The organism is Pseudomonas azotoformans, assembly GCF_900103345.1.
Lineage (GTDB): Bacteria > Pseudomonadota > Gammaproteobacteria > Pseudomonadales > Pseudomonadaceae > Aquipseudomonas > Aquipseudomonas azotoformans.
Genome location: NZ_LT629702.1, coordinates 6548398 through 6567906, shown reverse-complemented (window position 1 = coordinate 6567906; position 19509 = coordinate 6548398). Strand labels below are relative to the sequence as shown.

Sequence of the window (19509 nt, the reverse complement as noted above, 5' to 3'; positions counted from 1 at the left end):
GGTTACTCCCAATCCGCCTTGGCAATATGCAACCCGTGCTGCCCCTTGTAGGCAGCACGTTCCGGCTGGCGCCAGCCATTGAGCAGCTCATCCTCCAACGTGTAGATCTCAACCCCCAGCGGACGGCACACCGTCAGCGGATCCTGCGCCTCCGGGCCCCACATCGGCAGCGACAAATCCCCACCGGGGCACGTCGACAGCGCGCAAAGCAAATCAATCTCGGCAAAGAACTCCAGGTAGTCGCCTTTCTGCGCAGGGCAGGCCTTCATGAAGTACATGTCGTCGTGATTAAGACCGGTGCACTGGAAAATATTCAGCACGTCATGCACGTCGAATTCCGTCAGGCCGTGAGGCAAAACCGCACGTGTCAGGTTGGAATGGCAATGGTGATGGAAGTCCTCACCGGTGAGCATCCGATTAACATAGGGATCACAACGTGTGCCAAGCAAATCATGCAGCCGCCCGCCGTGCTCATCGATCCCGTAGCTGGCAAGGCTGTCGTCAGTGATCGTCACCAAAGGCCGCAGGAATGGCAAATTCGACCACAAGCGGTCATGGGTACTGACATGGGCGCCCTGCAATTGGCGAGTACGCGCCGCCCACAGGCGCTCACGGGGGTCATTGGCATTCCATACGTTGAAATCACCCACCTGCGGACCGACCGGCGTGGTCACACGGAACACATGCCCGGCTGGCACCTTCCACGCCCTACCCGTACGAATCGGCACCTCAAACTGCTCGATCAGGGCGCGCCGGTCTTTTCGGTCACGAATGCGCTCGTAAAACGCCGTGTCAACCTGCAACGCTGAACCTTTACTGACCTGATAGGCGGCCGGATAGTCTTTGTACATGGTGCAGATCCTCGATCAGGGATGATTAAACAAGGCCAGGGACAGGCGTTCCGAATCCTCCAGGTACAGGCTCATCGCCTCTCCCGCCGCCGATTTATCCTGCTGGACCAATAATGTGTAGATCTCACGATCACGCTCCAGCCACGGTGACTGGAAGCGCTGCTCGTCAGGCGCAGCGCAAAACACCAAGCGCAGTTGGGCGATCACTTGGGCAAAAAACTCATCGAACAACGGGCTGCGCATCAACCCGACAATGTGTTGGTGAAACACCAGGCTATGGGTGGCGACCGCACGCCAGTCTTCACGCTCGCGGGCCAGGGTGGTGGCGTCGATGGCGTTCTGCATGCGTTCGGATTGATCCTCCGTCAGGGGACCGCTCTGGGCGATGGCCTGCAACTCCAGAGTGCGGCGCACGACAAACAAATCACGCACCTCCTCTCGCGCCAACCGCCGGACCATCACCCCCTTGTTGCGCACATAACGGGTCAACCCTTCTTGCCCAAGGCGGTGCAACGCTTCACGGATCGTGTTGCGCGATGCGTTGTAGGCTTTGACCAGTTCCACTTCGACCAAAGGCATTCCTGGCAGCAATCGCCCGCCGATGATGTCAGCGCGAAGCTCCAGGGCAATCTGGTCGGCGAGAGACAAACTGAGTGTCATGGCTACCTTCATGATTGTTGAACAATCCTCAATGAGTAGGTAATCACTTTTCATGCCAACGTGTCAGCGTGTAAAAAGATTCAAGTTGGTTAAAATGCCAGCCTGTCACTGAGGCCCACCTATGCGTTACTCATCCGACCACAAAGCCAAGACCCACCAACGCATCATCAAGGAAGCGTCTGTGCGCTTTCGCCGCGACGGTATCGACGCCACTGGGTTGCAGCCGTTGATGAAGGCCTTGGACCTGACCCACGGAGGGTTTTATGCACACTTCAAGTCCAAGAGCGAGTTGGTCGAAAAGGCGCTGCAGGCTGCAGCGGTCGATCTGGATGCACATTGTGAAATGCTGTTCAGCCAGCAACGACCATTGGAAGCCTTCATTGACAGTTACCTGTCGGAATGGCACCTCACATCGCCGGCCGAAGGTTGCCCGCTGCCGACCATGTCTTCCGAGTTGGGGCTGAGAGGCCAACACAGCGCGACTACAGACGCTGTGCTCGGTGCAAGGCTTCAGCAGATTAAAACAGCGCTGGGGAATGGACAAAGTGATGCACAAAGCCTGGTGATGATGTCGACACTGGTGGGTGCCCTGGTGCTGGCCCGAAGTGTCCAAGACCCGGAAATGGCGATGCGCATCATGGGTGTGGTGCGGGAAAGCTTGAAAACCCAGGTTTCAGAAAATGAAAAAGCCGGCCAATGACCGGCCTCCCCTTATTGGCTTAGTTGATAACAAGCCTATCGCGATTCTTCTCAAGCAGTGCCTTGCCGATCCCCTTCACTTCCAACAACTCATCCACCGCGGTGAATGGACCATTGCTTTCACGATAGGCAACGATTGCCTTGGCTTTGGCCGCACCGATGCCGAAGAGATCACGACGCAGGGTCTCGGCGTCGGCAGCGTTCAGATTGACCTTGGCGGACTGCTCAGACTTGGGTATTTGGGCAGTGATGGGGGTGGGGGCTTCAGGTTTGAGGGAGGGGGCAGCAGTGGTTGTTACAGAGAGAGAGGCGAGGAAGGCGAAGATCAAGGACGTGAGATAGGTGTTTTGCATTGTGACGCTCCATGACATTGATAAGAGAAAAAGCAGCGTTTCCAAAGCTGCTTTTCTAACTTAGGTGATGTTTGGAGGGAGTCAAAAATGGGTGAGTTACAGAGTGTGAACTCGACGGAATCAGGGCTCTCGGCGGCGCTGCTGATGAATCCAGTCAACGATCTCGCCATCCGGTGCGTAACCACTGACTGTGTCGCGCAAAAGTTGGCGAACGCGGGTGTAGTCGTCCCGCTCCACGGCACCAAGCAACTCGGTCAGCTTCCCTTTGAGTACGTCCCACGACAGGTAATCCTCATTGGCACTCATGATCATCGGATGCTGAGTAGCCACGACGTTATCACCGATCAGCAACTCCTCGTAAAGCTTTTCACCAGGACGCAAACCGGTAAATTCTATGGCGATGTCGCCATGGGGATTCTTATCTGAACGAACACTCAACCCGGAGAGATGAATCATCTTCTCAGCGAGCTCGATTATTTTGACCGGCTCCCCCATATCGAGCACGAACACATCCCCCCCCTGCCCCATGGAACCCGCCTGGATGACCAACTGAGCAGCCTCCGGTATCGTCATGAAATAGCGCGTGATTTTCGGATGAGTGACTGTTAGTGGTCCGCCGGACTTGATCTGTTTATGGAACAAAGGAATAACGGAACCGGAGGACCCCAGTACATTGCCAAACCGAACCATCGTGAAGCGAGTTTTATTGACGCGTGAGACATTGGAACTATCTCCAAATAGCGCAGGCGCCAACTCTCGACTCAATGCTTGAAGGGTCAACTCCGCCAACCGCTTGGTACTGCCCATTATGTTAGTTGGGCGGACCGCCTTATCTGTAGAGATCAACACAAAATTGGCGGCTCCCGACTGCAGCGCCGCCTGCGCTGTATTCAGTGTTCCAATCACATTGTTGATGACACCTTCTGCAATATTGTGCTCCACCATCGGCACATGCTTATAGGCCGCGGCGTGATAGATCGTATCTACTCGCCAGCTCTTCATAATATCGAATAGTTTGGACTGATCGCGTACCGTTCCCAAAATCGGCAGAAGCTTCACCGGCAACGACTCATGAACAATACGCTGCTCCAGTTCCGAGAGAATGCTGTAGAGATTGAACTCACTGTGTTCGAACAACAGCAGGGTCGTTGGGCGAAGAGACAAAATTTGCCGACACAGTTCCGAACCGATGGAACCTCCTGCCCCCGTAACCAAAACGTTCAGCCCCGTGATGCAGCGCTCAAGCAGCTCACCTTGAGCAGGGACCGCATCGCGGCCCAGCAGATCAGCAATATCGACTTCCTGAATATCATCGACCTTCACTCGACCACTGGCCAGGTCCATAAAACCAGGAACACTTCTTACATGAAGCGGAAACCCCTCGAGAAAGCCAAGAATCTCACGACGGCGGCCACGGTTCGAAGAAGGAATGGCCAGGAGAATTTCCTCGGCCCCCGTCTCATCGATCATGCGTTGGATGTGCTTGGGTTTATAAACCTGCAAACCGGAAATAACCCGATCGGAAATACTGATATCGTCATCGATAAAAGCCACCGGCCGCATCGCTCTGCCCATACGCAGAGCTGCCACTAATTGGTTGCCGGCGGAACCTGCCCCATAAATGGCAACTTTGGGCAGACCATTTTCTCGATTGGTGAAAGGCATGTGTTGTGCGGTAGTGAACCAGTCGCCCAGGAAGTACTGGCGCATGGCTAACCGCAACCCTCCGATCATCACCATACTGAGCCACCAGTAGTTGAAAATGATGGAACGAGGTACGACGTTCTGGGGGTTGCTATACCAAAACATGACAACGGCGAGCATCAGTGATGCAAGACTGACGGCTTTTATAATTGCAATCAACGCGTCGTTGCCAAAGTAGCGCATGACCGCACGGTACATTCCAAAATGAATAAACAGTGGGATAGCTACAATCGGTGCAGCCAAAAACAATCCCACATGCATCAAGACGGGGTTGATCATCTCGTCGATGCCCAAGCGCACGACAAACGCCATCCACAGCGCTAACCATACAAGAATGACATCAGTCACCACTTGAATGGATCGTTTGTATCGACGCGGCAAACTCAACAAATAGGTTCGCAACATCTCCATATCAACCTCCGAAGGTGAGCTGCTTCATGACCGAGCAACCACCGATGTCCAAACGCTTTAGCATTCTGAAAATCACTGTCGACTGAGAGGCTCTTCAACCGCCCCTGCATGAAACTTCCAAGCTAATACGACCAGCGGAGTGTAGGCAATTAATACCCCCCAAAAACCATCCACCCCTAGAATGACAACACACAGGGCAACAGGGAGCAGCCAGCAAACATTCAGAACGCCTACGGTCAATGTCACCGGCAGATGCCGTCCTGCTTTTCTTGATGCGTATTGATAGGCGTGACTCCGATGAGCTTCATACACTTTTTCGCCTCGAATCAATCGTCGAATCAAAGTGAAGGTTGCATCGACCACGAAAACGCCCAGCAAAATGATCCATACCCACAGTAGTGAGGGCGCCAACCAGCCTGCCTGCAGTGAAAGTACCCCAAGAGAAATACCTAAAAAGCCACTGCCGGCATCGCCCATGAAAATCTTCGCAGGGGGAAAGTTCCAATACAAGAAACCTGCAACTGCACATGCAAGTAACAACGGGGCCCAGGCAAGTGAACTGTAGCCTGCCAATACATAAATCAACGATGCACCCAGACACACACTGATTGCCTCAAGGCTAGCCAAACCGTCGATGCCATCCATAAAATTGTAGAGGTTGAGCAGCCAGACCAAATAAACGGCGGCAAGAAAATACCCCAGATAGCCCAAGTCGAAGGTCTTGCCCAACACGGTAATAGGTGGCAAGCCCCCCAACCACAAGAGTGCCCACACCGACGCACCAAAATGCCCCAATAGTCTCCATCGCGCAGGGACGTGACCATGATCATCAAGGAACCCCAATACAGCAATACCAGCCCCGGCACCGATCAGCGCCCACGTGAATGTCCAGGACAGAAGCGATAAAGCAGGCAATACGGGCAACAAAAGCAAAAAACTCAACACAATGGCCACGCCCCCCCCTCGGGGAGTTGGGACAGTATGCGAACTCCGGGCGTTGGGGACATCTATCAAGCTGCTGGCTAGCGCGTAACGTCGTAATGCAGCTGTCAGCAGCAAGGAAATGCCACCCCCTAAAATCAAAAACATCCAAACCATCTATCAAGCTCCAAACGCTTTACTAAACAACCGTACGCCCAATGAATTCTTTCCCCGCGGATGCCAATGCAGCTCTCGCCGAAAGCGGCCGCGTCCACCCCAGTACCTTGACAGCCTTGGAAGAATCAATCTGCAAAGAACCACATAGCTGGGTAAAAATACCTTGCTTGCGGACGAGCGTCGCAAGGACTCGTAACAACGTCACAGGGACAGGGAGCAGCATCCCGCCTCGGCCCATGCCTTGCGCTAAACAGGTTATCAACTGCCCCGTGGAAAGATCCTCACCATCCGATGCCAGGAAAACCTGATTGGCAGCTGCGGGGTGGTATGTGCAGACCATGATCAGATCAACCAGGTTTTCCAACGCTATCAGGCTGCGACTGTTTCTAACGAGACCAAATGGCAGGGGAACCCCCGTTGCGACGAGTTTCAATAAGCGCCAGAAGTTTCCAGGCGCATGGGCTGCGTAGACCAGAGGCGGCCGAATAATTACAACCTCCATTTGCGTGGTGCGCGCAATTTCCATCAGCCCGATTTCGGCCTCGAACTTTGAAATGGCGTAATCCGTGCAGGGGGAAGGCACTGAGTTTTCGGAGAAAGGCGTGTCCGTTGTAAACGCACCATTCACACCAATCGAACTGATGAAAACAAAGCGCTTTACACCTGATGCAGCCGACTGCCTAGCGAGATTGAGAGTGGCATGAGTGTTCGCCTGTCTGAAAAGCTCGAGCGCGTTGGCTTCCTTTTCAAATACATGGGCACGCCCCGCCACATGAACGACACAGTCGATATCGACCAGCGCATCATCCCACGAGGTTTCAGCATCAAAACTACCGAGGTTGTGTACTCGGCATTGAACATCAAGTGCAGGAATATCAGTTCGGCATGCAACAACGACCGAACTCTCTGTACGCTTCAATAACTGCGTCAATAGGGCAGCCCCGACGAACCCCGTTGCGCCCGTAAGCAAAATTTTTCCTACAGCAGTCATTGAAAAGAACAACTGGAAATCTTGAACGATATCTTCAAGGTGATCATGAAAGTTCAGGCCTCTTCAAAACCCAATTGCCGAGGCTACTCGGCGGCAGTAAGACGATTTTCTTGGCGCTGTGGTAAACGCGGTGTGATTTGTTCGAACAGACCGCAACAGAAAGCTGTTCGCAGGCGCCATCATACGCATCGCGCAGCGCTTCCTGAACCTCAAAGCGTGCGTTGCGTGAAGATGTCGTAAGGATATTGCTGCTAAAGGAAGAGAGGGGCTGCTAATTTTGGTTTCTTCATCGCAACCCAAAGCCAGCTTATCCACTGCCAAGGCTGGTCAGGCAACCACCGATCCCTCGATCGCCGAACAAACCTGGGAGGGATACACGATGCCCCTAGAATAACTAAGCCTCTACACCCGAATGCAAGGTGATCAGCTGTTTTGGCATGGGCGTGAAGCCTTTCACCAAAGACTCACGACTAGGTCTTCCCAACTCTCAATACTTGGAGCAGTCGAGGCAAGTCGTAAGATGGATCATGGACCAGCAGCCGCCTGCTTACGACGGTCATGGCGTCGGGTCAGCAGTGTAAATACTGGGCCTATCAGCATGCCTGTGATCAGAGCCAGCACCACAAATATCGACACAGGTAACTGAGCCGTGCTCAGCCCCAAAAACGAAAGAGTAATAGCGTGCTGATTTTCCAGCACAAAGGCCAAAACAGCCAGAACGATGACAATAACCATCAATAGTAGTAAAACACGCTTAACCTTCAACATGACTTTACTTCCCTCTACCTAAACCCAAGAAGCACTCAGACACCCTCTTCTTCGTCTTCATTCACTCGATCACGCAGCTCCTTGCCAGGTTTGAAGTGAGGTACGAATTTCCCATCCAGGCTAACCGACTGCCCTGTCTTGGGATTCCGGCCAACCCGTGGCGCGCGATAGTGCAGCGAGAAACTGCCAAACCCACGAATCTCGATCCGATCCCCGGTGGCCAGGCATTGGGACATTTGCTCAAGCATGGTCTTGATAGCCAGCTCCACATCCTTGGACGAGAGCAGCCCTTGATGGGTGACAATTCGTTCGATCAACTCCGACTTCGTCATATTTTTCCCTTCTTTTTCAAGCAGCTAGGAAAAGCGCTTCGAAGGTTTTAGCATGACTTGATGAATTTGAACAGCCCAATGGACAACTTATCTACAGGATAGATGGCAACCTGCTATACGCCCATTCCACCCTCAATTACAGATCACCAACATGGTGCGAGTCACCGCACCTGCAGGGTTCCAGCCGAACAGGTAGTCCCCCTCTTCGTCCTTCGCATCGCTGGACTTGGTTATGACCTTGTAGCCCTGCATCTTGCACTCACGAGCAGCGCGCTTATCACACTTGCTCCAGTTATTGCCCAGGCCCGAGCAGTCGATCTCAATACCACTGACACCACGCTTGGCGTGGGTCTTGGCGCTGGTGGCAGAACACCCGGCAAGCAGCACCACTGCGAATAAAACAATTAGCCTGTTCATTCAAATCCTTATTGAAGCTACCACGCGAGAACAGCTTTTCTTGAGACTATAGCCAGTTCTGACACTGAGCTGTATGCCTTGGTTCTCGGTTGTTGATTCAACGAATTTCAGGCACAAAAAAGGGCGACCGAAGTCGCCCTTTTTTATGGTCCGACAGAACTTAGTTCTGTTTTTCCATTTGTGCACGCAACAGGTCGCCCAGAGTGGTAGGACCAGCAGCGATGCTATCCGAAGGCTTGTCTTTCAAGCTCTGGATGGCTTCTTTCTCTTCAGCATCGTCTTTCGACTTGATGGAGAGCTGGATTACACGGCTCTTGCGGTCAACGCTGATGATCTTGGCTTCTACTTCCTGGCCTTCTTTCAGAACGTTACGCGCGTCTTCAACGCGGTCACGGCTGATTTCGGAGGCTTTCAGAGTCGCTTCGATATCGTCGGCCAGAGTGATGATGGCGCCTTTAGCGTCAACTTCCTTCACGATGCCTTTAACGATTGCGCCTTTGTCGTTGTCCTGAACGTATTCAGAGAACGGGTCGCTTTCCAGTTGCTTGATACCCAGGGAGATACGCTCGCGCTCTGGGTCAACCGACAGGATAACGGTGTCCAGCTCGTCGCCCTTCTTGAAACGACGAACAGCTTCTTCGCCCACTTCGTTCCAGGAGATGTCGGACAGGTGAACCAGGCCGTCGATGCCGCCGTCCAGACCAATGAAGATACCGAAATCGGTGATCGACTTGATGGTGCCGGAGATTTTATCGCCCTTGTTGAACTGGCCAGAGAAATCTTCCCATGGGTTAGATTTGCACTGCTTGATGCCCAGGGAGATACGACGACGCTCTTCGTCGATGTCCAGAACCATAACTTCCACTTCGTCGCCGACTTGTACGACTTTCGAAGGGTGGATGTTCTTGTTGGTCCAGTCCATTTCGGAAACGTGTACCAGGCCTTCCACGCCTTCTTCCAGCTCAGCGAAGCAGCCGTAGTCGGTCAGGTTGGTAACACGCGCGGTTACGCGAGTGCTTTCTGGGTAACGGGCTTTGATAGCAACCCATGGATCTTCACCCAGTTGCTTCAGGCCCAGGGAAACACGGTTGCGCTCGCGATCGTATTTCAGAACCTTGACATCGATCTCGTCGCCAACGTTGACGATTTCGGAAGGATGCTTGATACGCTTCCAAGCCATGTCGGTAATGTGCAGCAGGCCATCCACGCCACCCAGATCGACGAATGCGCCGTAGTCGGTGAGGTTTTTGACGATACCTTTGACTTGTTGGCCTTCCTGCAGGGATTCCAGCAGAGCTTCACGCTCGGCGGAGTTCTCTGCTTCCAGGACGCTGCGACGGGAAACGACAACGTTGTTGCGCTTCTGGTCGAGCTTGATGACCTTGAATTCGAGTTCTTTGCCTTCCAGGTGCGTGGTGTCGCGCACTGGACGAACGTCGACCAAAGAACCTGGCAGGAACGCACGGATGCCGTTAACGTCGACAGTGAAGCCGCCTTTAACCTTACCGTTGATAACGCCCTTGACCACTTCTTCAGCTGCGAAGGCTGCTTCGAGAACAATCCAGCATTCAGCGCGCTTGGCTTTTTCACGGGACAGCTTGGTTTCACCGAAACCGTCTTCAACCGAGTCCAGAGCAACGTGAACTTCGTCACCGACATTGATTGTCAGATCACCAGCATCGTTGTAGAACTGTTCCAGCGGGATCAGAGCTTCAGACTTCAGACCAGCGTGAACGGTTACCCAGCGAGCTTGGTAATCGATATCAACGATAACACCGGTGATGATGGAGCCTGCCTGAAGGTTCAGGGTTTTTAGGCTTTCTTCAAAGAGTTCCGCAAAGCTTTCGCTCATTTTAATTCCTGTTGATAAGGGCGAAGAATACGCCCATCTCCACACCCCAGACGGTGTGGGTCAGTTTCAATTAAAAGAAGCACCGCAGGACTATGACTGGTCCCCTGCAGCCTTCTTGGTCACCCGGCGATATCGCGAATGGCGATCTCGCTCAAGATGCGTTCCAACACCTGCTCGATGGACAACTCCGTGGAATCCAGCTGTATGGCATCAGCCGCCGGCTTGAGCGGGGCTACTGCGCGCTGGGTATCACGCTCATCGCGTGCACGGATCTCATCTAGCAGACTCGACAGACTAACACCATCGACTTTGCCCTTCAACTGCAAGTAGCGGCGGCGAGCCCGCTCCTCGGCGCTGGCGGTCAGGAAAATCTTCAATGGCGCGTCGGGAAACACCACGGTTCCCATGTCACGGCCATCGGCCACCAGGCCCGGCGGCTCCTGGAAAGCCCGCTGGCGCTGCAGCAAAGCATCCCGCACGGCCGGCAGCGCGGCAACCTGGGAGGCCCAGGAACCGACTTGCTCATTGCGCAGGTCATCAGTCACATCATCCCCTTCGAGGATGATGCGCTGCGGATGCCCTTCCGTCGCGCCGACGAACTGCACATCAAGGTGCGCCGCCAGCAGCTTCAGTGATTCTTCGTTGGTCAGGTCGACGCCATGGTTGCGTGCGGCAAATGCCAGCAGGCGGTACAGCGCGCCGGAGTCCAGCAGGCACCAGCCCAGGCGCTTGGCCAGGATGCCGGCGATCGTGCCTTTGCCCGAGCCACTTGGCCCGTCGATGGTAATCACCGGTGCTTTGATATTCACAATTGAGCCTCTTGGGCAACACGGATGCCGACTTGGGCACACAGTGTAAGAAAGTTCGGAAAAGACGTAGCAACATTGGCGCAGTCACGGATACGAATCGGCGCCGCCGCCCGCACGGAAGCCACGCTGAATGCCATGGCAATCCGGTGATCGCCATGGGCATGCACTTCACCGCCACCCATCAGGCCACCGTCAATGATAATCCCATCAGGCGTCGGTTCACACTTCACACCCAGTGCCAGCAGACCATCGGCCATGACCTGGATACGGTCGGACTCCTTCACGCGCAGCTCTTCGGCGCCGCGCAACACGGTCCGCCCTTCGGCACAGGCCGCCGCGACGAACAGCACCGGGAACTCGTCGATCGCCAAAGGCACCAACGCCTCGGGGATTTCAATACCTTTCAACGTCGCGGCACGTACGCGCAGATCAGCAACCGGTTCGCCACCCACTTCACGCGGATTTTCCAGGGTAATGTCCGCCCCCATCAGCCGCAGAATGTCGATTATGCCGGTGCGGGTCGGGTTGACGCCCACATGCTCCAGCAACAACTCGGAGCCTTCGGCAATCGAAGCCGCTACCAGGAAAAACGCCGACGAGGAAATATCCCCCGGCACTTCAATATGCGTCGCAACCAGCGCATGGCCCGACTCAACCGACGCCTTGGCCCCCACCACATCAACCGGATAACCAAAACCGCGCAACATGCGCTCGGTATGATCACGGGTCGGCGCAGGCTCGGTCACCGAGGTCTTGCCCTCGGCGTAAAGCCCGGCCAGCAACAGGCAGGATTTAACCTGCGCACTGGCCATCGGCATCGAATAATCGAAACCTTTGAGCACCTGACCACCCCGGATAGTCAGCGGCGGACGCCCTTCCGGGCCGGTCTCGATCACCGCGCCCATTTCCCGCAGCGGCTTGGCCACGCGACTCATCGGGCGCTTGGACAGGGAAGCATCGCCCGTCAGCACGCTGTCGAAGCTCTGCGCAGCCAGCAACCCGGACAGCAGGCGCATGGAGGTGCCCGAGTTACCGAGATAGATCGGCCCCGGCGCCGGCTTCAAGCCATGCAAACCCACGCCGTGGATGGTCACGCGCCCATGGTGCGGCCCTTCAATCACCACGCCCATGTCGCGAAACGCCTGCAAAGTCGCCAGCGCGTCCTCGCCTTCGAGGAAACCTTCGACTTCCGTCACACCCTCAGCCAACGAACCGAGCATGATCGACCGATGGGAGATCGACTTATCACCCGGCACCCGAATGCTGCCGCGCAAGCAGCCACCCGGATTGGCGAGGAAGGTCAAGTCATCGGCGTTCACAGCGGTTTCCATGTAGGCCCGGCGCGCCAGGATCTTGCTGAAATGCTCACGCGCCACCCGCGCACGGGTGAACACGCCCAATAATTGATGGCCATCCCCGGCGTCGACCGCATCGCGCAAGGCGTCGAGGTCGCTGCGGAAGGTGTCCAGGGTGCGCAACACCGCTTCGCGATTGGCGAGGAAGATGTCGTGCCACATCACCGGGTCGCTGCCGGCAATCCGCGTGAAGTCGCGGAAGCCACCGGCGGCGTAACGGAAAATCTCGAGGTTCTCGTTGCGCTTGGCCAGGGAGTCCACCAGGCCAAACGCCAGCAAATGTGGCAAATGGCTGGTCGCGGCCAGTACTTCGTCATGGCGCTCGACCTGCATGTGCTCGACGTCCGCACCCAACTCGCGCCACAGGCGATCCACCACCGCCAGCGCCGCCGGATCGGTTTGCGCAAGGGGTGTCAGGATCACTTTGTGACGACGGAACAGCTGCGCATTCGACGCTTCCACCCCGCTTTGCTCGGAACCGGCAATCGGATGGCCCGGCACGAAGCGCGTCGGCATGCCACCAAACGCCTGCTGCGCCGCGCGCACCACATTGCCTTTGGCACTGCCGACATCCGTCAGGATCGCCTGGCCCAGATCCATGCCCGCCAACACGGCGAGCAATTTCTCCATGGCCAGGATCGGCACGGCCAACTGGATCACGTCAGCGCCCTGGCAGGCGAGCGCCAGGTCTGCTTCACAGCGATCCACCACGCCCAACTCGACCGCCAACTGACGCGATTGCGGGTCCAGGTCCACACCGACCACTTCGCCACACAGCCCGCTTTCACGCAGGCCTTTGGCGAAGGAACCACCGATCAACCCCAGGCCGACCACCACCAGGCGACCGATCATAGGCACAGCAGGTTGCAATGCAGTGACATCAACCACGAGCCAGAACCTTGGCCAGCGCCTCCAGGAAGCGGCTGTTTTCAGCCGGCAGACCGATAGTGATGCGCAGGTGGTTCGGCATGCCGTAGTTGGCGGTCGGACGCACGATCACGCCTTCGCGCAACAGGCCCTGGAACACCGGTGCAGCCACTTGACCGAGGTCGACACAAATGAAGTTGCCCTTGGACGGAATCCAGCCCAGGCCCAGTTCGCGGAAGCCTTCCTGCAACTGCAGCATGCCGCTTTCGTTGATGCGGCGACCCTCTTCCAGATACTCGGCATCCTTCACCGCCGCACAGGCCGCCGCCAGGGCCAGGCTGTTGACGTTGAACGGCTGGCGCACGCGGTTCAGCACATCGGCGACCACCGCAGTGGACAAGCCGTAGCCCACGCGCAGCGATGCCAGGCCGTAGGCCTTGGAGAAGGTGCGCGACACCAGCAGGTTCGGGTAGGCCGCCAGGAAATCCAGGCCGTTCGGCAGGTCGCTGCCTTCGGCGTACTCGATATAGGCCTCGTCCAGCACCACCAGCACGTGCTCAGGCACGTCTTGCAGGAAGTCGTTCAGCGCCTGGGCGTCGAACCAGGTGCCGGTCGGGTTGTTCGGGTTGGCGATAAACACCACGCGGGTCTTGGCGTCGATGGCCGCCAGCATGGCCGGCAGATCGTGACCCCACTCCTTCGCAGGAACCACACGCGCATCAGCGCCGACCGCCTGGGTCACGATCGGGTAGACCGCAAACGCATGCTCGCTGAACACCGCGTTCAAGCCCGGCGCCAGGTAGGCACGGCCAACCAGCTCAAGAATGTCATTGGAGCCGTTGCCCAGGGTGACCTGGCTCAGCTCAACCCGGCACTTCTCGGCCAACAAGGACTTGAGAGCGAAGCCGTTGCCATCGGGATAACGAGTCAGCTCAGACAGTTCTTCACGGATCGCCGCCAGCACTTTAGGGCTCGGTCCCAGCGGGTTTTCGTTACTCGCCAGCTTGACGATGTTCGCCGGATCCAGGTTCAACTCACGCGCCAGCTCGTCCACAGGCTTGCCCGGAACGTAAGGCGACAGTTGTTGCACGCCCGGCTGCGCCAGGGCGAGGAAGTTGCCACTCATGTTAAAGCCTCACAAAACCGCTTTCGGGTAAGAGCCCAGCACCTTGAGTGCCACGGCTTCCTGACTGATTTTCTCGAGCACGCCCTTGACCAGTGGGTCGCGGTGATGGCCGATGAAGTCGATAAAGAACACGTAAGTCCATTTACCGCTGCGCGAAGGACGAGTCTCGATGCGCGTCAGGTCAATCCCGTTATCGTGGAACGGCACCAGCAGCTCATGCAGCGCGCCGGGCTTGTTGCTCATGGACACGATGATGGAGGTCTTGTCGTCACCGGTCGGCGGTACTTCCTGGCTGCCGATCATCAGGAAGCGCGTGGAGTTGTCCGGGCGATCCTCGATTTTCTCGGCCAGGCGCGTCAGGCCGTACAGGCCCGCCGCCATATCGCCGGCGATGGCCGCCGAGTTCCACTCACCCTTGACCCGCTTGGCGGCTTCGGCGTTGCTGGAGACCGCCACGCGCTCGACATTCGGGTAATGCGCATCCAGCCATTTGCGGCACTGGGCCAGCGACTGGGCGTGGGAGTAGATGCGGCTGATGCTGTCGGTCTTGGTGTTCTCACCCACCAGCAGGTGGTGGTGGATGCGCAACTCGACTTCGCCACAGATCACCATGTCGTGCTCGAGGAAGCTGTCCAGCGTGTGGTTGACCGCGCCTTCGGTGGAGTTTTCCACCGGCACCACGCCAAAGTTCACCGCGCCGGCCGCCACTTCACGGAACACTTCGTCGATCGCCGCCATTGGCTTGCTGATCACCGCGTGACCGAAGTGCTTCATGGCCGCCGCCTGGGTGAAGGTGCCTTCCGGGCCGAGGTAAGCCACTTTCAGCGGCTGCTCCAGCGCCAGGCAGGAGGACATGATTTCACGGAACAACCGCGCCATCTCCTCGTTGCCCAACGGGCCCTTGTTGCGCTCCATCACGCGCTTGAGTACCTGGGCTTCACGCTCGGGACGGTAGAACACCGGCACTTCGCCTTCAGCCAGGGACGCCATCTTCACCCGTGCCACTTCCTGGGCGCACCGCGCACGCTCACTGATCAGCTCCAGGACTTTCTCGTCCAGGCTGTCGATGCGTACGCGCAGGGCCTTGAGTTCTTGCTCAGACATTAGCCGTGTTCCTTTTCGAACTCTGCCATGTAGGCAACCAGCGCGTTGATCGCGTGGATGTCGACGGCGTTGTAGATGGAAGCGCGCATGCCACCCACCGAGCGGTGACCCTTGAGGTTCAGCAGGCCGCGCTCGTCGGCACCGGCCAGGAATGGCTTGTCCAGACGATCGTCAGCCAGGCGGAACGGCACGTTCATCCACGAGCGGTCGGTCAGGTTGATCGGGTTGCTGTACAGGCCGCTGGCGTCGATGAAGTCGTACAAGACGCGCTTCTTCTCTTCGTTCAGCTTGCCCATCGCAGCGACACCGCCCTGCTCTTTCAGCCACTCGAACACCAGGCCGGACAGGTACCAGGCAAACGCCGGCGGGGTGTTGTACATCGAACCGTTATCGGCTGCGACCTTGTAGTTGAGCATGGTCGGGCACAGCGAACGGGCGCGACCCAGCAGGTCTTCGCGGACGATGTTGACCAGGATGCCGCTCGGGCCGATGTTCTTCTGAGCTCCGGCGTAGATCATGCCGTACTTGGACACGTCGATCGGGCGCGACAGGATGTCCGAGGACATGTCGCACACCAGCGGCACGTCGCCCACTTCCGGTACCCAGTCGAATTCCAGGCCGCCAATGGTTTCGTTGGCCACGTAGTGCACGTAGGCAGCGTCCTTCGACAGCTTCCACTCGTTCTGACCCGGAATGGCGAAGTAATCGTAAGGCTTGGCAGTGCCTGCCACATTGACGTGACCGTAACGCGAGGCCTCTTCAATGGCCTTCTGGCCCCAGATACCGGTGTCGATATAGTCGGCAGTGCCGTCTTCGGGCAACAGGTTCAGCGGGATCTGGGCGAACTGCTGACTGGCGCCGCCCTGCAGGAACAGCACTTTGTAGTTGGAGGGGATGTCCAGCAAGTCGCGCAGGTCCTGCTCGGCCTTGGTGGCGATGGACACGAACTCATCGCTGCGATGGCTCATTTCCATCACGGAGAGGCCTTTTCCATGCCAGTCGAGGAGTTCACCCTGCGCGCGCTGCAGGACTGCTTCAGGAAGCGCCGCGGGACCGGCACAGAAGTTATAGGCTCTCTTGCTCACATCCAATCTCACTCTGATCTGGTGGTAGTCACGCAAACATATCAGGCGACACCCGATCCAATGTGGGAGCGGGCTTGCTCGCGAAAGCGATCCAACAGCCGACATCGGTAGTGAATGTCAGTCCGCCATCGCGAGCAAGCCCGCTCCCACAAGGGATCTATGTGGGCATCGACATTTCCATCCGGACAAACAACAAGGGGGCGAATCTTCATCCGCCCCCTGTGTGTCCGCTTATTCCTGCGGTTCTTCTTCGTCTGCGGCAGCGTCGAGGGTTGGCTCGTCGACGTTGTCATCGCCGGCTGCGATCACCTCGCCCTCAAACTCCTCACCTTCCAGCTCTTCGCCTTCGACTTCCGACGGCTCCTGAACACGCTCCAGGCCGACCAGTTTTTCGTCCTTGGCCAGCTTGATCAGGGTCACGCCCTGAGTGTTACGGCCCAGGCTCGACACTTCAGCGACACGGGTACGTACCAGGGTGCCCTGGTCGGAGATCAGCATGATTTCCTCGCCGTCGAGCACCTGCACCGCGCCGACCAGACGGCCGTTGCGGTCGTTGCTGACCATGGCGATCACGCCCTGGCCGCCACGCTTGTACTCCGGGAACTCGCTGATGGCGGTGCGCTTGCCATAACCACGCTCGGAAGCGGTGAGGATCTGGCTGCCTTCTTCCGGGATCAGCATCGAAATCAGCTTCTGCCCTTCTGGCAGGCGCATACCGCGCACACCGCGGGCGGTACGGCCCATGGCACGCACGTCGGATTCCTTGAAGCGCGTGACCTTGCCGCCATCGGAGAACAGCATGACCTCACGCTCGCCATCCGTGATGGCAGCGGAGATCAGTACGTCGCCTTCGTCCAGCTCCAGGGCGATCAGGCCCACGCTGCGTTGACGGCTGAAGGATTCCAGCGGCGTCTTCTTCACGGTGCCTTTGGCGGTGGCCATGAAGATGAAGTGACCTTCGGTGTATTCCTCGACCGGCAGCATGGTGGTGATGTATTCATCACTGTCCAGCGGCAGCAGGTTGACCAGTGGGCGACCACGGGCAGCACGGGACGCTTCCGGGATTTCGTAGGTCTTGAGCCAGTACACCTTGCCCTTGCTGGAGAACAACAGCAGCGTGGTGTGGCTGTTGGCAACCAGCAGGTGAGCGATGTAGTCCTCATCCTTCACGCCGGTAGCCGATTTACCTTTACCACCACGACGCTGGGCCTGGTACGCAGCCAGCGGCTGGGTCTTGGCGTAGCCACCGTGGGAGATGGTCACTACACGCTCTTCTTCCGGGATCATGTCACCCAGGGTCAGGTCGAGGCGCGCATCGAGAATCTCGGTGCGGCGCACATCGCCGTATTCGGCGCGGATCACTTCCAGTTCTTCGCGGATCACTTCCATCAGGCGCACGGCGCTGCTGAGGATGCGGATCAACTCGCCGATCTGGTTGAGAATCTCCTGGTACTCGGCCAGCAGCTTCTCATGCTCCAGGCCGGTCAGGCGGTGCAGGCGCAGTTCCAGAATGGCCTGGGCCTGTTCCGGCGACAGGAAGTACTTGCCTTCGCGCAGACCGTATTGCGGGTCCAGGGTCTCCGGACGGCACGAGTCGGCGCCGGCACGTTCAACCATGGCCACCACGGCGCTGGATTCCCAAGGGGTGCTGATCAGCGCCTCTTTGGCTTCCGACGGGGTTGGCGAGGCCTTGATCAGGGCGATCACCGGGTCGATGTTCGACAGCGCAACTGCCTGGCCTTCCAGGATGTGGCCGCGTTCGCGGGCCTTGCGCAGTTCGAACACGGTACGGCGGGTGACCACTTCGCGGCGGTGACGCACGAAGGCTTCCAGCAGGTCCTTGAGGTTCAGGATGCGCGGGCGGCCATCGATCAGTGCAACCACGTTGATACCAAACACGCTTTGCAGCTGGGTCTGGGCGTAGAGGTTGTTGAGGATCACCTCAGGCACTTCGCCACGACGCAGCTCGATCACCACGCGCATACCGTCTTTGTCGGACTCGTCGCGCAGCTCGGTGATGCCTTCGAGCTTCTTCTCTTTGACCAGCTCGGCGATCTTCTCGATCAGGCGTGCCTTGTTCAGCTGGTACGGCAGCTCGGTGATGACGATCTGCTGGCGGCCACCGACCTTGTCGATGTCTTCGATGATCGAGCGGGCACGCATGTAAATGCGGCCGCGACCGGTGCGATAGGCTTCGATGATGCCGGCGCGACCGTTGATGATCGCGGCGGTCGGGAAGTCCGGGCCGGGGATGTATTGCATCAGCTCATCGACGGTCAGCTCGGGGTTGTCGATGAGGGCCAGGCAACCGTCGATGACTTCACCGAGGTTGTGCGGCGGGATGTTGGTCGCCATGCCCACGGCGATACCGCTGGAACCGTTGACCAGCAGGTTGGGGATCTTGGTCGGCATGACGGCCGGGATCATTTCGGTGCCGTCGTAGTTCGGCACCCAGTCCACGGTTTCTTTATGCAGGTCGGCCAGCAGCTCGTGCGCCAGCTTGGTCATGCGCACTTCGGTGTATCGCATGGCGGCGGCGTTGTCGCCGTCGACCGAACCGAAGTTGCCCTGGCCGTCTACCAGCAGGTAGCGCAGGGAAAACGGCTGGGCCATCCGAACGATGGTGTCGTACACCGCAGTGTCGCCGTGAGGGTGATACTTACCGATCACGTCACCGACAACACGGGCAGATTTCTTGTACGGCTTGTTCCAGTCGTTACCCAGCTCGCTCATCGCGAACAGCACACGCCGGTGCACGGGCTTCAAGCCATCGCGCGCATCAGGCAGTGCCCGACCGACAATTACGCTCATCGCGTAGTCGAGGTAGGACTGTTTCAGCTCGTCTTCGATATTGACCGGGAGGATTTCTTTGGCCAGTTCGCCCATGAGAAGCCTGATTCCTTTTTCGGGTGAAACCTCGTCACATCCATATGGGACGAACGAAGCTCGCCGCTGCCGGCAGAGTGCCTGACAACGACTTACGACAAATCAACGAGTTATGACACGGATCTGCACGTTATAGGCCGC

17 protein-coding genes are annotated in these 19509 nt (G+C 57.4%); 1 reads left to right on the top strand and 16 read right to left on the bottom strand.

Annotated features, from left to right (window positions below):
* Positions 1-2: 2 nt before the first annotated feature.
* Both BLR69_RS29850 and BLR69_RS29845 read right to left on the bottom strand, forming a co-directional pair.
* Positions 3-851, bottom strand: coding sequence for an urea carboxylase-associated family protein (locus tag BLR69_RS29850; RefSeq protein WP_071496666.1), 849 nt, complete (start codon positions 849-851; stop codon positions 3-5).
* A 15-nt stretch (positions 852-866) separates the two neighbouring features.
* Positions 867-1511: a GntR family transcriptional regulator gene (locus tag BLR69_RS29845; RefSeq protein ID WP_071496667.1), complete on the bottom strand. Its 645-nt coding sequence runs from the start codon at positions 1509-1511 to the stop codon at positions 867-869.
* 121 nt (positions 1512-1632) lie between these two features.
* Here BLR69_RS29845 and BLR69_RS29840 point away from each other — a divergent pair, with 121 nt between their 5' ends.
* Positions 1633-2211, top strand: coding sequence for a TetR/AcrR family transcriptional regulator (locus tag BLR69_RS29840; protein ID WP_071496668.1), 579 nt, complete (start codon positions 1633-1635; stop codon positions 2209-2211).
* A 19-nt stretch (positions 2212-2230) separates the two neighbouring features.
* Here BLR69_RS29840 and BLR69_RS29835 read toward each other — a convergent pair whose 3' ends face one another.
* The 14 genes from BLR69_RS29835 to gyrA all read right to left on the bottom strand — a co-directional run bounded on the left by BLR69_RS29835 (position 2231) and on the right by gyrA (position 19368).
* Positions 2231-2563 (bottom strand): ComEA family DNA-binding protein, encoded by a 333-nt coding sequence (locus BLR69_RS29835; RefSeq protein WP_071496669.1) that lies wholly within the window; start codon positions 2561-2563, stop codon positions 2231-2233.
* Positions 2564-2683: 120 nt separating this feature from the next.
* Positions 2684-4678 carry a polysaccharide biosynthesis protein gene (locus BLR69_RS29830; RefSeq protein ID WP_071496670.1) on the bottom strand — a complete coding sequence of 665 codons (1995 nt, stop codon included), beginning with the start codon at positions 4676-4678 and terminating at the stop codon, positions 2684-2686.
* A 72-nt stretch (positions 4679-4750) separates the two neighbouring features.
* Positions 4751-5776: an MraY family glycosyltransferase gene (locus BLR69_RS29825; protein WP_071496671.1), complete on the bottom strand. Its 1026-nt coding sequence runs from the start codon at positions 5774-5776 to the stop codon at positions 4751-4753.
* 22 nt (positions 5777-5798) lie between these two features.
* The gene (locus BLR69_RS29820; protein WP_071496672.1) at positions 5799-6767 is read right to left on the bottom strand and encodes an NAD-dependent epimerase/dehydratase family protein; all 969 of its coding nucleotides are present in this window, start codon (positions 6765-6767) and stop codon (positions 5799-5801) included.
* 525 nt (positions 6768-7292) lie between these two features.
* Entirely contained in the window at positions 7293-7535 is a 243-nt protein-coding gene (locus tag BLR69_RS29815) for a lipopolysaccharide assembly protein LapA domain-containing protein (RefSeq protein WP_071496673.1), read from the bottom strand.
* Between the two features lie 35 nt (positions 7536-7570).
* Positions 7571-7867, bottom strand: coding sequence for an integration host factor subunit beta (gene ihfB / locus BLR69_RS29810; protein WP_003218804.1), 297 nt, complete (start codon positions 7865-7867; stop codon positions 7571-7573).
* Positions 7868-7999: 132 nt separating this feature from the next.
* Positions 8000-8284 carry a hypothetical protein gene (locus BLR69_RS29805; RefSeq protein ID WP_071496674.1) on the bottom strand — a complete coding sequence of 95 codons (285 nt, stop codon included), beginning with the start codon at positions 8282-8284 and terminating at the stop codon, positions 8000-8002.
* A gap of 160 nt (positions 8285-8444) precedes the next feature.
* Positions 8445-10136, bottom strand: coding sequence for a 30S ribosomal protein S1 (rpsA, locus tag BLR69_RS29800; RefSeq protein WP_012722933.1), 1692 nt, complete (start codon positions 10134-10136; stop codon positions 8445-8447).
* A 119-nt stretch (positions 10137-10255) separates the two neighbouring features.
* Positions 10256-10945, bottom strand: coding sequence for a (d)CMP kinase (gene cmk / locus BLR69_RS29795; RefSeq protein ID WP_016971485.1), 690 nt, complete (start codon positions 10943-10945; stop codon positions 10256-10258).
* Positions 10942-13152, bottom strand: coding sequence for a bifunctional prephenate dehydrogenase/3-phosphoshikimate 1-carboxyvinyltransferase (locus BLR69_RS29790; protein ID WP_071496675.1), 2211 nt, complete (start codon positions 13150-13152; stop codon positions 10942-10944). Before BLR69_RS29790 ends, cmk begins: the two co-directional genes overlap by 4 nt.
* 28 nt (positions 13153-13180) lie before the next feature.
* A complete protein-coding gene (gene hisC / locus BLR69_RS29785; RefSeq protein ID WP_071496676.1) occupies positions 13181-14293 on the bottom strand; it encodes a histidinol-phosphate transaminase in 1113 nt (370 codons plus the stop codon).
* Positions 14294-14302: 9 nt separating this feature from the next.
* A complete protein-coding gene (gene pheA, locus BLR69_RS29780) occupies positions 14303-15397 on the bottom strand; it encodes a prephenate dehydratase (protein WP_003172650.1) in 1095 nt (364 codons plus the stop codon).
* Positions 15397-16482, bottom strand: a complete 1086-nt coding sequence (gene serC / locus BLR69_RS29775) for a 3-phosphoserine/phosphohydroxythreonine transaminase (protein WP_071496677.1) — start codon at positions 16480-16482, stop codon at positions 15397-15399. The genes pheA and serC overlap by 1 nt, the downstream gene beginning before the upstream one ends.
* Positions 16483-16713: 231 nt before the next feature.
* The gene (gene gyrA, locus BLR69_RS29770; protein WP_010211963.1) at positions 16714-19368 is read right to left on the bottom strand and encodes a DNA gyrase subunit A; all 2655 of its coding nucleotides are present in this window, start codon (positions 19366-19368) and stop codon (positions 16714-16716) included.
* Positions 19369-19509: the final 141 nt, after the last annotated feature.